Here is a 15,087-nt window from a genome sequence, read left to right on the forward strand (position 1 = left end):
CATTCATTCTCTGGTGTTGATCCTGCATAAAGCAATGGGAAGAACAACAAACTCCTTCCCACCTTCCAGTGTTCGTTCCAAAATGTATGTCCCCTGGTCCACGCCCTTTAGAACCCCCTCAAACCTCAGCCTTGGAGAGAGGTTCTCCTGTCCCTGGTTCAATATCATCACTTCAACTTTCCGGTCAATTAGATCGTTAAGGATCATTGATCCTCATTCTCTTTATCCCTTAATAATTTACCCAGATCAAATCCGATTGAAAGGTTAAGTGCCCTCTGTTCTTTATCCGCCTGGGGAATCGACGGCAATGTTTGCAGAGCAAAGTACAGCACCAATAACATCATTCGGATAAATGAGTGGTTCTGTAGTAACCTTAACAGCAACTATGAGGTAAAACTTCATGTTTACCCAGACAAAATTTCACTATTCCTCGATTCTATGGTAATAAATCAGCCAATATTTTCGCATGGGTATGGGAATTCCTATTCTTATATATATTGTGGCTATGCTGACCTCATCCATATCCTGGACGAAAGGTGAAACAGATGCCTGAAAAATTCATAATTGAGGAGAAGGAACATATGTTCATAGAATCATGAACAGCAACAAACATAGCAGATCTGTGCCGCAGGCATGGAGTATCTGTTGCACAGTTCCACATGTGCAAGGAACTTTTCCTGAAAGTGGGAGGAAGGGTCTGGAAAATTTTCAAAAGGAAACCAGTGCCAGAAGGAGATAGATCAACTCAAGAAGATTGTAAGCCCACACAATGCAAGATCAATTACATCACTAGATTGAGCTTTATTAAAAATCTTCATGATCGATATGATATTCTAATACTTATGGACCGGTCGGGATTTGAACCCGAGGCCTCCTGCTTGCGAAGCAGGCGATCTACCGCTGATCTACCGGCCCTCTTCACAAAACTGCTTTTTAAAGTGAAGCAGCTTTATTATAGGAATAATACTCATTTATATTTAGGTTGCATACATACTGGTTATCATGGACCAAACCCTTGGAGGTAAAATTGAGCCAAGAGACTACCAGATCAATGTATTCAGGAAGGCTGTGCTGGAAAATACTCTTGTTGTTCTTCCAACCGGTATGGGAAAAACCGTAATTGCAGCCATGGTTGCTAACTACATACTTACTGAGAGATTGGGAAGAGTATTGTTTCTTGCTCCAACCAAACCGCTTGTTTCCCAGCATTTTGAAACTTTTAAGAAGCTCCTTGATCTGAAGCCCCCAGATATAGCAAAGTTCACTGGCGAGGTTGATAATCAAGACAGGATTCTTGAGTGGTCAACATCAAAAGTTGTCATATCAACTCCCCAAGTGGTTGTAAACGATATGAGATCTGGTATGCTGAACTTCTCAAAGTATGGACTCATCATATTCGACGAAGCCCACAGGGCTTCAGGAAATTATGCCTATGTGAATATTGCAAAAGAGTTTGTCCAGTACAAAAAAAGACTGATACTTGCTCTGACGGCCAGCCCTGGGAGCAAAAGGGAAAAACTTGACGAAGTGACTGAAAATCTCTCAATAGAGAACGTCATAATAAAGAGCGAAAACGACCCTGATGTAGTGAAATACGTGAATCAAGTCCGGATAGATGCTAAAATTCTTGATCTTCCAGACTCAGTGAAGGCTGCAAGACCCTTTCTTCTTGAGATTTATTCTGAGATACTATCGAAGATCAGGGAAAGCGGGATTTTCAAGAATGAACCAATAAACAGAAGGACAATGGCGGCAAAGATTCCAGAACTCGTAAGCAAGGCCAGGAATGGAGAGAGCAGCCTGTTCGGATTAATACCATACCTTTCAGCTGCAATAAGATTAGATTATGCGGTGGAGTACCTTGAAAGCCAGGGAACCGAAATAGCTCTGGACTACATAAATGAAATAATGACAAGTGATGAGAAAACCCTCAGGAGAACTGCAGCGATGATTAAGAAATCACCAGCATTCGGACAGTTGATGGATGAACTCCAGAAGTCAGCCGATAAATTCCATTCCAATCCCAAATTGAAGGCTATCCTGGAACTTTGTGACAATACGCTTTCTGAAAATAAGGATTCCCGAATCATAGTCTTTACTCATTTCCGCAAAACTGCCGTCATACTGACAAAATATCTTTCCGAAAACTCGAAGCTTGCAAAACCGGTGAGGTTTGTAGGGCAAAGCTCAAAAGGAGAAGATGAGGGGATAAACCAGAAAAAACAGGAAGAAATAATACGAGGATTTAGAGAGGGGGAATATAATGTTCTTGTTGCCACCAGTGTTGCGGAGGAGGGACTGGATATACCTTCAACTGATCTTGTAATATTCTATGAACCGGTCCCTTCTGATATCAGAACCATCCAGCGCAGAGGAAGAACAGGAAGGCATCACTCAGGAAAGGTCATAATACTCATTTATAAGGACAGCAGAGACAGTGCATATTACTATTCCAGCCTGAGAAAAGAAAGCGCAATGCGGAAGAACATCAGCCGCTTCGAAACAGAAAATTCAAGAAGTGATGTCAGAGAAGAATCTGCCAGTATTAAAAAGGATAAGATGCTTTCAAGCCTGGAGGATTTTTTCTAGTTGATCTCCCTGCCTACATGAACCAGTTTTGCCAGAAGTGCATCCAGCTGAATGTTATCGCTTGCCCCTTCCACTATCCTGAATTCAGTTTCACCCAGTGCCATCAGTATGCCCATTCGCTGTAAGGGAGGAAGCATTGTCTCTCTCCTAGTTGCACTGTGCATTCCCCTGATTATGTCCATTCCAGACATGCCTTCCTCGATCAGCATCCTGTCCAGGATCTCCTTTGCCTTTTCGAAAACACCGGCAACGGCGCTTGTAAGAAGCAGCTTGAACTCCTCCTGATTTGCCATCCCGGTAATCTCGTATATTCTTGCAGGGCTGACATCCCCTGATGTTTCTATTGCCTGTATTATGTTCAGGGCTTTCCTCATATCACCTTCGGAAATTTCTGTAATTGCCTCTATGGATGCACCGTCTATCTTGAAATTCTCCTTCTCTGCAATGTACTGCAGCCTCCTGGTCATATCATCAGGCTTCAGTGGTTTGAATCTCATCACCACAGTCCTGGACTGTATTGGCGGTATAATCTGTGATGAGTAGTTGCAGGAAAATATGAATCTTGTGGTGGATGAGTACATTTCCATGGTCCTCCTTAATGCAGCCTGTGCTTCTGGTGTGAGCTGATCCGCCTCGTCCAGGAAAATTATCTTTATTCCCAGGTCATTGGAGGCCACAATCCTTGCAAAATCCTTCACATTCTCCCTTATTACGTTAATTCCCCTTTCATTTGATGCGTTAAGTTCAAGAAAATTCTGTTTCCAATTCTCACCGTACAGCTCTATTGCAAGTGCCATTGCAGCAGATGTCTTTCCTGTTCCAGGAGGACCGGCAAATATGAGATGGGGGAGGTCTTTCACCTTAACAAATGACTTCAGTTTGCTGATTATTTCATCCTGCCCCACTATATCTGAAAGACTGTGGGGCCTGTATTTCTCAATCCAGATCTCTGACATTTATCTACCTGTTTGGTTCATCATGGTGCCCTGTTTTATATATTATTTCCCCAGAAGGTGAGTGTGATCATCTTATTTATTATAAGTTGCATTCATGAGGTGTGAAGAGCATTGTTGTCTTTGCCTCAGGGAATGGCACTAACTTCCAGGCAATCGCAGACGCAGTAATGGATGGAAGATTGAACTGCAGGATCTCAGCGGTGATCTGTGAAAGAAAGAATGCAGGTGTGCTTGAAAGATCAAAATCTTCTGGGATTGACAGCATATACATACCCTATTCAAAAACAGATCCATGGATATTTTTTGGAAGGGTAATGGAACTGCTTCAGAAATATAATCCTGACCTTATCGTTCTGGCAGGTTTTCTTAAGATACTGGATTCAACATTAATAGATCAGTTTCCAAACAGGATTATAAACCTGCATCCTTCCCTACTTCCATGTTTCGGAGGACCTGGTCTGTATGGGGCAAAGGTGCATGAAGCTGTTATAATGAGTGGATCAAAGTATTCTGGAGCAACTGTTCATTTTGTTACTGAAAATATTGATGGAGGGCCCATAATAATGCAGGACATATGCACAGTTGATGATGCTGATACGCCTGAAACACTGGCAGAGAAAGTTCATCGTCTGGAACACAGAATTATAGTTGAATCAATAAAGGTTATAATTGAAGATAAAATAGAAATTCATGGAAACCGGGTCAGGCTGAAAAAATAATTATATTATGAAATAGAATGGCCCATTGCATAATCCATTTGCAGATTACTGGTCAATAACGAATTTATAGCCGTACTCAATGATTCCACTCTTTCCTTCTTCAGCAACCTTTCTGAAAACAGTCCTGACACGTTTCCCTATGTCAACCTCATCTGCATCACAGTCAACAATCTGTGCCGTGATGGTTGGACCCTCGTCCAGCTTTACCAGTGCCATGCAATATGGCCTCTGCCGTATGAATCTCGGAGGAGCATCGTGAACAATCGTGAAGGATATGACCTCCCCCTTGCCCTGAAGCTGAACCGGTTTCATCTTGCCGATGGATTCCCTGTGGCATTTAGGGCATATATCCCTTGGCGGGAAATATGTAACGTTGCAGTTACCGCATTTCGTCCCTATAAGCCTGTATCTGTGCTCAGATTCTCTCCAGAACCTTGATAGCTCCCCCATCAGGCAACACCCCCCAGTATATGGACAACAGATGTAGAACCGGTTCCACCCATGTTTTGCAGAAGTGCGTATTCAGGAGATTTAACCTGCCTCTCACCTGCTTTACCCTTCAGCTGCGTGTATGCCTCAACAAATTGGCCCACTCCAGTTGCACCGAAAGGATTTCCCTTGGCTTTAAGGCCACCAGAGGGGTTTATTGGAATACTGCCGTTAAGCTTAATTTCCTCGTAAACAAGATCCTTAGCCTTACCTTTCTCTGCGAAACCCAGATCTTCCAGTTCTATCATACCGTATATGCTGTATGAGTCGTGAATTTCAGAGAAGGATATTTTATCCAGTTTAAGTTTTGCTTTTCCAAGCGCTGCTCTTGCTGCAAGAACAGTGGAGTCAAGTCTGTATATGCTTTTCCTGCTATGTACAGCCAGATAGTCCTGAGAAGCCGCAGAACTTAGGATTTCAACGCCCTCTATTCCATTCTTTTTCACATATTCTTCAGATGCCACGATAACTGCAGCTGCACCGTCAGATATAGGGCTGCAGTCCATAAGATTGAGTGGTTCAGCAACTGGAGTCGCGTTTGATGCCTGCTCGAGTGTTATCTTATTCCTGTACTGTGCATGAGGATTCTTTGATGCATTCAGATGATCATTCACAGACATCATTGAAAGTGCCTCCTTGGGCACATTGAAGTCTTTCATGTATTTTCTGGCACTCATGGCAGCCAGTGCTGCTGGAGTTGCGCCAAGAAATGCCTCCCATTCCCTGTCCAGAACGGAGCTTGTGAGATCAATCATCTCTGAACCGTAGATATCTGTCATTTTTTCAACCCCTCCCACCATAACTACATCGTATTCACCTGACTTCACTGCAAGGTAAGCCTGCCTCACTGCTGCACCACCTGAAGCTGTGGACGCCTCAATCCTTATTGCCGGAATGTTGTTTTCCGCAATTCCCGAAAAATCTGATATAAGTGATCCTATGTTCTCCTGACCGTTTATTGTTCCAGCCAGACTGTTACTTCCATAAAGAACCTCTATCTCCTTGGAAAATATCCCTGCGTTCTCAACCGCTTTCAGTCCTGCTTCAACTGCAAGTCCCCTCAGAGACTTTTCCCAAAGTTCACCGTACTTTGTCTCTCCCGCTCCGATTATATAAACCTTATTCAATGTCCTCACCCACTATGATCTTCCTCTTGAATTTTGCATACAAACCATAATCAAGCCATTTTACCCTGCTTATCATCTCCTTTATTGTAGGAGCAGCTTTTCTTTCCAGGTTTTCTATATGTTCGGTGACAGTTATGTCGAAGGCATCTGATCCTGCACCTGAACCAAAGGATACTGCAAGTATTCTATCTCCCGGGTTTGCCAGATCAAGTATTGCAGAAAGCCCTGTCATCATTGACGCAGAATATGTGTTTCCAATAAAAGGAGTAAGAAGACCGTCTTTGTACTGTTCCTCTGTGAATCCCAGAAGTTTTGCAGCCCTTGTAGGGAATTTGCCATTGGGCTGGTGGAATACAGCATATTTGTAATCTTTTGGCTTTGTCCCCTGCCTTTCCATCATCTCCTTTGAAGCTGAGACTACATGTCTGAAATATGCTGGTTCTCCAGTAAATCTCTCTCCATGGCTGGGATATGGCTGCCCCTCCCTTCTCCAGAAATCTGGGGTGTCCGATGTTACCGAGAGAGTGGAGTTTATCTCTGCAATCACGTTCTCTTTCCCCAGAAGCATGGAAGTTCCGCCGGCAGAGGCAGTATATTCAAGAACATCCCCCGGAGCGCCCTGAGATGTATCTGCCCCTATTGCCATTCCATATTTAATGAAACCAGCATCCACCATGGCCTTGACGTTCTGCATTGCAGCCGTTCCAGCCTTACAGGCAAATTCATAATCTGCTGAGAAGAGGTTGAAACTGACTCCGATGGCAGCAGCAACTATTGTTGCCGTTGGCTTTACTGCATATGGATGTGATTCTGATCCTACAAATATGGCACCTACGTTCTCTGGTTCCACTTTGCATCTCCTTAAAGAATTTCTTGCTGCCTCAACTGAAATTGTGGCCACATCCTCATCCGGTGCAGGTACTGATTTGCTCAGTACATAAATACCATTTTTTATATTTTCGGCATCTTCGCCCCATATTCTGGCTATTTCCTCCGGTTTTATCCTGAATCTGGGTATGTAAGAACCGTAGCTGACTATTCCTGACATTTGAACTTCCTGCCGAATAGCAGGAGGAACTATATAAAAATTCACGAATTCAAGTTTATCAATCGACGATTATTTTTCATTAAACACTCTTTCAATGCATTTTTTTAGGAGAAGAAATATCTGGTCTGTATAATATCCATAGAGAATAGTATAAATATAAAATTGCGCTTTAACCATATCGGTGCACCAGATGGATGAAGTATCACCAAATGCTAAAAAAGTATATGAAGCTATAAAGAAGCTAGGAGCCACATCAGAGGATAAATTAAAGTCGGCAGACGATATAATGAAAGCCTCAGGATTAGGAAAAGCAATTGTGGCGGCTGCACTTCAGGAATTGTCGAATAAGGGTATGGCAAAGAGAGTTGCAAGATCCAAAAGCGCCGGCTATTACATTCTTAAATAGTTTCCCCAGTAGTTCTTTTCAAAAAATGTCATAGATGTCATTATTAAATTTTTCTATATAGTCGGTTATTCAAATAACTATATATATACTTATTATATATTATAATATTATCAATGAAAGCGCTTCCCTGTTATTAAATAAAGATGTATTCAAAAAGAGAGAATCACTCTATTAAGGTTGGTTATGAAGATCATTAGAACGGAAGAGATATACATCAAATCCACTGATATAATATCAAAGATGTGCCATTATTCAAATAATCTATACAATCAAGCAAATTATGTGCTTAGACAACAATTTTTCAATAAAGAGAAGCTTTTAGATTACAACCATTTAGTAAAATTGTTTCAGAATGAAAATGAAAGCGATAATAATAATTATAGAAAACTACCAGCACAGACAGCACAATGGACAATAAAGAAATCTTTTTTAGCTTGGATCTCTTTTTTCAAAGCAGAAAAAGAATATAGAAAAGAATATAGAAAACATCTTAAAACCTTTTTTGGAAGACCAAAACCGCCAAAATACAGAGGCAAAGATGGAGAGTTCATTCTAATATTCACAAACCAGCAATGTAAGATAAAGAATGGAATATTAAAATTCCCAAAGATAATGAATCTGGAGGTGAAAACCAGATTAGATGATAATGTAGATTTGAGGGAAGTGAGGATAATACCTCAGGGTGTAGGATACAAAATAGAGATAGCATATTGGAAGGAGATGGAGAAGGAGATAGAGAATGTAAGGGGACAAAAGGAACAAAATAAAGGAATCATAGGTATAGATATTGGTGTAAGGAACATTGTAACTATTGTAGATAGTATTGGTAATAGACCAATTGCTATCAAGGGTGGTGCTGTGAGTTCCATTAATCAGTATTTCAATAAAGAGTATTCCAGACTAAAATCAGTAAGTGATAGGCAGTTAGAAGACAGATACATGACAAAGAGAGAAAAGAGATTGTTCATGAGGAGAAACAGGAAAATTAAGGATGTTATGCATAAGATCAGTAAATTTATCATTAACTACGCAGAAAACAACCATATAAACACAATTGCCATAGGCCATAATGAAGGGTGGAAACAAAAAACAAATATAGGGAAGATAAACAACCAGAAGTTTGTACAGATACCATTCAATACACTTATACAGCAGATGAGATACAAAGCAGAAGAGAAGGGAATAAATGTTGTTGTAATAGATGAATCACACACTTCTAAAACATCATTTTTAGATCAAGAGACAATAGAACATCATGACATCTATAAGGGGAAGAGAATACTCAGGGGATTATTCAAATCGGCAAATGGAACAATAATTAACGCAGATGTAAATGGATCATACAATATCATGAGAAAAGCAATCCCAGAATCATTTGAGGATGGGATAGAGGGTGTTGGGTTACACCCAAGAAGTTTAAGGATCAGTCAGATCATAACTTCCAAAGGTGGATGTTAACAATGTTAACAGAAATCATAACCTTGCAACTATAAGATAAGTTTATAAATTTATTTTCGATATTTACCTGTGAAGACGAACAAGTGATGATGTATGTAATTTGTCTTCTGGGAAAGCATAAATAGGAGATATTTCTCTTTAATTATGCTCTGAGGCGCAATAAAAATGACAACTTTGATTCTCAACATAGACAGAGATAACGATTTCGGGGAGAAGGCAGGTATAGCCGGACCTCTACTTGGTTATCAGAACTGCTATGATGCTGCACTCAAACTAATTTCAATAGATCCGGAGGATTCTGATGCAAACGCCTTATTTGGAGCTGTGAAACACTACAATGAACTGAAGGAAAAGAACCTAGATGTCGAGGTTGCCATGATCACTGGTGATATTGACGTTGGGGAAATATCCGATGAAAAACTTGGAATACAGCTGGATAAGGTTCTATCTATGGGCAAATTCGAAGATGTTGTTCTGGTTACAGACGGGGCAGAAGATGATTATATTGTTCCACTTATCATATCAAGAATAAAGATAAGATACGTAAAACACGTTATGGTAAGGCACAACCAGAATATTGAATCTATATACTACTATATTGTAAAAGCGCTTAAGGATAAAAAACTCATCAACAAATTTATCATACCACTTGGCCTTATTTTTCTTACTTACGGAATAGTTTCGCTGGGATTCATAGTTTATCAGGCCATAGCCACTAAGACTGATATAATTGATCCAAGCATGGGAGCTGTCACAATTGTGGCAATAGTACTGGGGGCGTATTTTGTGGAGAAGGGATTCGAACTGCAGAATGTGGTGTTGTCGCTAATGCGCTCTGTAAGGGAGTATGCGCAGGAAACACGCATTCTTTTTCTTTCATACGTTATAGCCGGAATGCTGGTACTGGTTGGAATAGCCTCAAGTTATGTTATTACGAGGAGTACTTCTAAAGGTGGGGTTGATGCCGTCCTGGTATTTCTTTCACTCTTTACATGGTGGATTTACGGTGCTTTCTTCGCGAGAGAGGTTGGAAAAGTTGTAGAGGGTTACATGAACGGAAGCAGCGATATCTTCAGGATCCTTTATGGATTGATGTTTTCACTTTCCATTGCCTTCATAATATACGGAATGATAAATTACATGAGATACATACTAGGCTTCATAACATTCCAGTACGCCATAGTAAGTGTATTCTTCCTCATACTGGGACTGGTTGTAGCAATGCTTTCTTCCATGGTTCACCGCTACTTCAATGAAATTATAAGCAGGAAAATGAATAAGGGCGACGACCTGATCATTGCTGACAATAAATAGATAAGGTGCCCCATGGAATTTGACATTTGGGATGTGTATTACAGGAGTATATGTTCCGATCTTTGCATTGACCCACAGACGGATTATAATTCAGCGTTCCTTCTAAACAGCCTCATGGAAAAAAGAAAACCTGTTTCCGCCCAGGAGAACCTAACAGACCCGGTGTACATAGTTGGAAATGGACCTGGAGTGGATCATATATTGAAAGATATAAAGATGGATGGTACTATTTTTGTTGCTGATTCTGCCATTGAGAAATACATGGAAATAAAAGGATATCCGGATTATTTATTCACGGACCTTGACGGGCCCTTAAAGTTCATCAGAAAATGCTCTTACGAAAATGTCAGAATCGTGGTTCATGCCCATGGGGACAATCGGAAAAGGATTGAGGATTACCTGCCATCACTGAAGGTGCATATGGGAACGACCCAGAATCAGCCAATGGGAGTTATCAGGAATTTTGGTGGATTCACTGATGGTGACAGGGCAGCTTTTTTTGCCCACTATTTCGGTGCTCCGGAGATTATTCTTGTGGGTTTTGATTTCTCCACCCCCTCCATAAAAGAAGGGTCAGACTATTACCGTAAGGCAAAAAAACTGAAATGGGCAGAGATTCTGCTATCCAGGCTTGCACTTATGCGTGGAACTTCTCTGAAACCCGGGCCAGTTATCCGTATCTGATAATATATCTGCCGTCAAAGTATACCGGAAAGTCGATTTCGTCATATTTCATCGTATAATAGATATCATGCTTTGATCCCATAAGGCCCAGCCTTTTTGCACCTTTCGAAGATATTATCATTCTTCTGTAAGCTTCCCTGTCAGGTGTTTTGCCTTCAAGCAATTCTCTAAGATACTCACCAAAAAATATATCCTCATCTGCTGGTCCGTCCGGCCTGTTTGACAGTACTATATCTACTCTGTCTCTCCCTTGGAGTATTCCAAGAGTGGCACCTGCATTTACAAATGATGCAATAAATATATCTCCTTTTCCCTTTATCCTTTCTAAAACCTTTGTTCCATTTGTAGATGTAAAGATCACGGTTTTGCCATTTAAATTTGCATTAGCCACCTCATATGGAGAATTATTGTAATCAAACCCACGGATCCTTATTCCGTACCTCTCACCAATGAGCAAAGCGTCCGGGATGTCCCGCTTTATTGATCTTGCCTCTTTTATTGATGCAGTTGGGATTATTTTGCTGCATCCACCTTTGAGTATATACGGTATTGTAGTTGTTGAACGGAAAACATCAACAAGAACCTTTGTTGATTCCCTGAACTCCTTCTCCTTTCTTCCATCTATTATGCTTATTTCCAAGTTTCATCAGATCCTGTTATCATAGCGTATATATAACGGATGCAATAAAAACATTGCATAAGGCTTCCACTATATGGATTCCAGAAACCTCTGAGCATAAACAGATCTGAAAATGTGAATGGAATTCCAAAAACTCCATACAAAAATTAAAAAGTCTTGACGTTATGTCCCACGACATTCAGGTGAAATTCAATGGCACAATCAGTAAGTACCATGGTTGAAGGCGGAAAGGCTACTACGGGACCACCTATTGGTCCTGCGCTAGGTCCGCTAGGTCTTAACCTTGGGCAGGTTATAAAGGATATAAATGAGAAAACGAAAGCATTCCAGGGTATGCAGGTCCCGGTTACCGTAATTGTAACCGATGCACAGGCAAAAAAATATGAGATAAAGGTGGGTATTCCGCCCACTTCTGCACTTCTCAAGAAAGAAATTGGTATTGAAAAGGGAGCTGCGAAGAGAAAGGAGGCCGTTGCAGGAAACGCAACACTTGAGAATGTAAAGAATGTTGCAAAGATGAAAATGGAGAGCATGCTATCAAACAGCCTTAAGTCAGCAGTACTGGAGGTCATTGGATCATGCGTTTCCCTTGGAGTTACTGTGGATGGCAAGGATCCCAGAGAAGTCCAAAAACTTATAAAGGAAGGTAAGATCGAGGTTTAACTGTAGAAGAGGAAACTCGCTTACTACAGAATGGTGATATTATTGGCAGAAAGTAATTTACTGTCCTTCATCGGAGAGGCAAAGAAATCTTCGGTGGAAAGGAAATTTAAGGAAAGTATAGATATGTCTTTCAACCTGAAGGATGTTGATCTCAGTGATCCAAAGAACAGGATAAATGAAGAGATCATACTTCCAAAGGGAAGGGGGAAGGAGATAAGAGTTGGCTTCTTCGGATCACAGGAAATGCAGGCCAAAGTAAAAGAGGTTGCCGATGTTATATACGGGCCGGAAGATCTGGCAAAATTCAGTGAGAATAAGAAATCTTTCAAGAAAGTAGTGGAGACAATTGACTATTTTGTAGCAGAATCAACACTTATGGCTACAATTGGTAAAACACTAGGTCCGGTTCTTGGTCCAAGGGGCAAGATACCAAAACCTGTTCCACCTGGGCAAGACCCGTCGGCCATGATAAACGCTTTAAAGAGAACTGTCAGAGCCAGAAGCAGGGACAGAAGAACATTTCATGTACCAGTTGGTACAAAGGAGATGCCTGATCAGGATCTGGCAGACAACATTACAGCAGTTGTAAAAAGGCTCGTCGGTAAACTTGAGAAAGGTTATGGAAATATAGAATCCGCTTATCTTAAGACCACAATGGGCAAAGCTGTGCAGGTTAAGTTGGAGGGAATAAGATGAGCTACCAAAGAAATCCCGCGCAATGGAAAGTAAAATTAGTAAATGATCTTTCAAAGGAAATTTCGGAGAGTCCTGTTTCAGCCATAGTCAGCATTAAAGGACTTAGGAACAAACAGCTTCAGTCTATAAGGAGAAACCTCTCTTCTGACATGAAGCTCAGAGTTGTCAGAATAAGGCTTCTTATTAAAGCTCTGGACAAAACGGACAGGAAGAATATTAAATCACTTGAGCAGTTAGCAGAAGGGCAGATAGGATTAGTGACCACAAAACTCCCACCTTCCAAACTCTATAAACTCTTTGAGGGGACAAAAGAAAAGGCAGCCGCCAGAGGTGGAGAGACTGCACCTGATGACATCATAATACCAGAGATGGCAACAAACTTTCCTCCAGGACCTATGATAAGTGAATTTCAGAAAGCGGGAATTCAGACCGCAATAGACAAGGGAAAGATAGCCATCAAAAAAGAGATACTGTACGTAAAGAAAGGGGAACCGATTCCAAAAGACAAGGCTAAGATACTGGAAAAACTTGAGATACACCCACTCACTGTTGGTCTGGACATTCTGGGTGCCTATAGTGACGGCATACTTTTCACCAGGGAAGCCATATCAATAACTGAAGAACAGATTATGCTGGATATGGCCAGGGCGTTCTCGCAGGCTAAGGAACTGGCAGTAAATGCTATGTTCCTTGTTCCTGAAATAGTACCCCAGTTGATCGTTAAGGCCAAGATCAACGCGGAATACCTTGCTCTTGAAAGTGGGTTCGTTGACGAGAGCAACGTGCAATTATTTATACTCAAAGCAATTAGGGAGGCATCAGCTCTCAATAGTGCTATGGGAAACCAGCAGGAAGAGAAGAAGCCTGAAAAGGCAAAAGAAGAGAAAACAGAGGAAAAAACTGAGGATGCTGAATCTGAGGAAGATAAGGTGTCTGAGGGACTGGGTTCACTCTTCGGATAAATTAAGGAGGGAAAAAAATGGAATATGTATATGGGGCTCTATTGCTCCACGCAGCAGGAAAAGAAATAGACGAGGAGAAATTGGGAAAAGTTCTGAAGGAAGCGGGTGTTAAGACCGATGAGGCTAGACTTAAGTCTCTGGTAACAAGCCTCAAAGATGTAAAAATCGATGAGGTTTTGAAAAATGCGGCAGCAACAGTAGCTGCACCAGCTCAAGCCGCTCCTGCAGACGCTTCCAAGAAGCACGAGGGAAAGAAAGAGGAGAAGAAGAAGGAAGAGGAAAAGCCAGAGGCAACTGAAGAGGATGCAATGGCCGGTCTCAGCTCACTATTCGGATAAGGCTAACATATGGACTTTTACGCATATTTCTGGGGGGTTATAAAATATCTTCTCCCCGCAATGATTTTTATCATAGCGGTGTGGGTCTCGCCAAATGCGTTTTTGCTCCTGCTGTCCATAATCTGGATACTGAGTTCAATACTTCTTACCGTATTCGTGGAAGATTCAGGAAATGGAAAAAGAAACTACACAAATTAATTTTTAAAAATATGAAAATGGTTATTGTACCATTTTAAGTTCTTTCAATTTTTTCATCACTTCAACTGCGTGTTCATCAGGAGAGACCTTAGGGTAAACATACATTATTTTACCATCCCTGTCCATAAGGTATGTCACCCGCTTTGCATTTCTATCCCCTAGAACACCGTATTTTTCAGCTATCTTCTTTTCGTGGTCGGCAACCAGGGTGAAGTTCAATTGATACTTTTCTTCAAATTTCTTATGTGAATTAGTATCATCGACACTTATGCCAAGGACCTTCACGCCTGCCTTCTGGTACTCCGAAAAATTGTCTCTGAAGTTACATGCCTCCTTTGTGCATCCGGGTGTATCATCCTTTGGGTAAAAATATACAACCACAGGTTTCCCCCTGAAATCACTCAGCCTGACAGGCTTGCCATTCTGATCAACCGAAGTAAAGTCCGGCGCAGTATCTCCTTCTTTAAGAATTTCCATGCTAAGATATCATTACCCATCTGTTAAATCTTTTGCATCACCCCCTAACTCGGGCTTTTCTTGCATAAAATGCAGGAATTGAGAAGCCAGATCTTCTGTTTTTCAGATGCTGTATTAATTGTCTCTCTCATTCAACCAGTACATCTTATTTTTGACAGTATGGATAAATCTTCTCTCATGCTATATTTTCCATACAGCAATTTAGGGGCTGAAAGTAAAGTCATACCAATAACTTACCCTGGTTGGAGTTCCCAGTGAATGGTGGCATTCAGGGCATTTATCCTTCGTCACACGAATGATCTCATCGGGTTTGTTGAGTACTC

General features: G+C 41.2%; 18 protein-coding genes and 1 tRNA gene. 11 read left to right on the top strand and 8 right to left on the bottom strand.

The features are described from left to right. Positions 1-3: 3 nt before the first annotated feature. The gene (locus tag OXIME_RS07400) at positions 4-207 is read right to left on the bottom strand and encodes a hypothetical protein (protein WP_393971208.1); all 204 of its coding nucleotides are present in this window, start codon (positions 205-207) and stop codon (positions 4-6) included. Between the two features lie 636 nt (positions 208-843). Further along, positions 844-915 (bottom strand) — tRNA-Ala (locus tag OXIME_RS07405). Positions 916-1,002: 87 nt separating this feature from the next. On the opposite strand from OXIME_RS07405, the gene OXIME_RS07410 reads away from it, so the two are divergent. After that, positions 1,003-2,589, top strand: a complete 1,587-nt coding sequence (locus OXIME_RS07410; RefSeq protein WP_393971209.1) for a DEAD/DEAH box helicase family protein — start codon at positions 1,003-1,005, stop codon at positions 2,587-2,589. Here the strand turns inward: OXIME_RS07410 and OXIME_RS07415 are convergent. Continuing rightward, positions 2,586-3,545 carry a replication factor C small subunit gene (locus OXIME_RS07415; RefSeq protein ID WP_393971210.1) on the bottom strand — a complete coding sequence of 320 codons (960 nt, stop codon included), beginning with the start codon at positions 3,543-3,545 and terminating at the stop codon, positions 2,586-2,588. The genes OXIME_RS07410 and OXIME_RS07415 overlap by 4 nt on opposite strands. A gap of 101 nt (positions 3,546-3,646) precedes the next feature. On the opposite strand from OXIME_RS07415, the gene purN reads away from it, so the two are divergent. After that, complete coding sequence (gene purN, locus OXIME_RS07420; RefSeq protein WP_393971211.1) at positions 3,647-4,264, top strand: phosphoribosylglycinamide formyltransferase; 618 nt, start codon at positions 3,647-3,649, stop codon at positions 4,262-4,264. Positions 4,265-4,309: 45 nt separating this feature from the next. Here the strand turns inward: purN and OXIME_RS07425 are convergent, their stop codons facing one another. Genes OXIME_RS07425 through OXIME_RS07435 form a run of 3 tightly spaced genes read right to left on the bottom strand, consistent with a single transcriptional unit; the run spans position 4,310 to position 6,928 of the window. Then, positions 4,310-4,714 (bottom strand): Zn-ribbon domain-containing OB-fold protein, encoded by a 405-nt coding sequence (locus tag OXIME_RS07425; protein WP_393971212.1) that lies wholly within the window; start codon positions 4,712-4,714, stop codon positions 4,310-4,312. Beyond that, positions 4,714-5,889 carry a thiolase domain-containing protein gene (locus OXIME_RS07430; protein WP_393971213.1) on the bottom strand — a complete coding sequence of 392 codons (1,176 nt, stop codon included), beginning with the start codon at positions 5,887-5,889 and terminating at the stop codon, positions 4,714-4,716. The genes OXIME_RS07425 and OXIME_RS07430 overlap by 1 nt, the downstream gene beginning before the upstream one ends. After that, positions 5,873-6,928, bottom strand: coding sequence for a hydroxymethylglutaryl-CoA synthase (locus tag OXIME_RS07435; RefSeq protein WP_393971214.1), 1,056 nt, complete (start codon positions 6,926-6,928; stop codon positions 5,873-5,875). Before OXIME_RS07435 ends, OXIME_RS07430 begins: the two co-directional genes overlap by 17 nt. A 190-nt stretch (positions 6,929-7,118) precedes the next feature. Here OXIME_RS07435 and OXIME_RS07440 point away from each other — a divergent pair, with 190 nt between their 5' ends. The 4 genes from OXIME_RS07440 to OXIME_RS07455 all read left to right on the top strand — a co-directional run bounded on the left by OXIME_RS07440 (position 7,119) and on the right by OXIME_RS07455 (position 10,790). Next, the gene (locus OXIME_RS07440) at positions 7,119-7,334 is read left to right on the top strand and encodes a transcriptional regulator (protein ID WP_393971215.1); all 216 of its coding nucleotides are present in this window, start codon (positions 7,119-7,121) and stop codon (positions 7,332-7,334) included. Positions 7,335-7,517: 183 nt separating this feature from the next. Continuing rightward, positions 7,518-8,792 (top strand): RNA-guided endonuclease InsQ/TnpB family protein, encoded by a 1,275-nt coding sequence (locus tag OXIME_RS07445; protein ID WP_393972264.1) that lies wholly within the window; start codon positions 7,518-7,520, stop codon positions 8,790-8,792. A gap of 165 nt (positions 8,793-8,957) precedes the next feature. Continuing rightward, on the top strand, positions 8,958-10,106 hold the full coding sequence (locus OXIME_RS07450; protein WP_393971216.1) for a DUF373 family protein: 1,149 nt from the start codon (positions 8,958-8,960) through the stop codon (positions 10,104-10,106). Between the two features lie 12 nt (positions 10,107-10,118). Then, a complete protein-coding gene (locus tag OXIME_RS07455) occupies positions 10,119-10,790 on the top strand; it encodes a 6-hydroxymethylpterin diphosphokinase MptE-like protein (protein ID WP_393971217.1) in 672 nt (223 codons plus the stop codon). Here the strand turns inward: OXIME_RS07455 and OXIME_RS07460 are convergent. Continuing rightward, positions 10,777-11,430 (bottom strand): 2-phosphosulfolactate phosphatase, encoded by a 654-nt coding sequence (locus OXIME_RS07460; protein WP_393971218.1) that lies wholly within the window; start codon positions 11,428-11,430, stop codon positions 10,777-10,779. The two genes, OXIME_RS07455 and OXIME_RS07460, sit on opposite strands and share 14 nt — an antisense overlap. 192 nt (positions 11,431-11,622) lie before the next feature. Here OXIME_RS07460 and OXIME_RS07465 point away from each other — a divergent pair, with 192 nt between their 5' ends. The 5 genes from OXIME_RS07465 to OXIME_RS07485 are packed head-to-tail and all read left to right on the top strand — an operon-like array spanning position 11,623 to position 14,287. Beyond that, on the top strand, positions 11,623-12,093 hold the full coding sequence (locus tag OXIME_RS07465) for a 50S ribosomal protein L11 (protein WP_393971219.1): 471 nt from the start codon (positions 11,623-11,625) through the stop codon (positions 12,091-12,093). Between the two features lie 42 nt (positions 12,094-12,135). Further along, positions 12,136-12,789: a 50S ribosomal protein L1 gene (locus OXIME_RS07470; protein WP_393971220.1), complete on the top strand. Its 654-nt coding sequence runs from the start codon at positions 12,136-12,138 to the stop codon at positions 12,787-12,789. Further along, positions 12,786-13,751, top strand: coding sequence for a 50S ribosomal protein L10 (locus OXIME_RS07475; protein WP_393971221.1), 966 nt, complete (start codon positions 12,786-12,788; stop codon positions 13,749-13,751). The genes OXIME_RS07470 and OXIME_RS07475 overlap by 4 nt, the downstream gene beginning before the upstream one ends. 17 nt (positions 13,752-13,768) lie before the next feature. Then, complete coding sequence (gene rpl12p / locus OXIME_RS07480) at positions 13,769-14,089, top strand: 50S ribosomal protein P1 (RefSeq protein ID WP_393971222.1); 321 nt, start codon at positions 13,769-13,771, stop codon at positions 14,087-14,089. A 9-nt stretch (positions 14,090-14,098) separates the two neighbouring features. Then, positions 14,099-14,287, top strand: coding sequence for a hypothetical protein (locus tag OXIME_RS07485; RefSeq protein ID WP_393971223.1), 189 nt, complete (start codon positions 14,099-14,101; stop codon positions 14,285-14,287). A 21-nt stretch (positions 14,288-14,308) separates the two neighbouring features. Here OXIME_RS07485 and bcp read toward each other — a convergent pair whose 3' ends face one another. Continuing rightward, a complete protein-coding gene (bcp, locus tag OXIME_RS07490; RefSeq protein ID WP_393971224.1) occupies positions 14,309-14,764 on the bottom strand; it encodes a thioredoxin-dependent thiol peroxidase in 456 nt (151 codons plus the stop codon). Positions 14,765-15,087: the final 323 nt, after the last annotated feature.

It is taken from the genome of Oxyplasma meridianum (genome assembly GCF_038024865.1).
Classification (GTDB): Archaea; Thermoplasmatota; Thermoplasmata; order Thermoplasmatales; family Thermoplasmataceae; genus Oxyplasma; species Oxyplasma meridianum.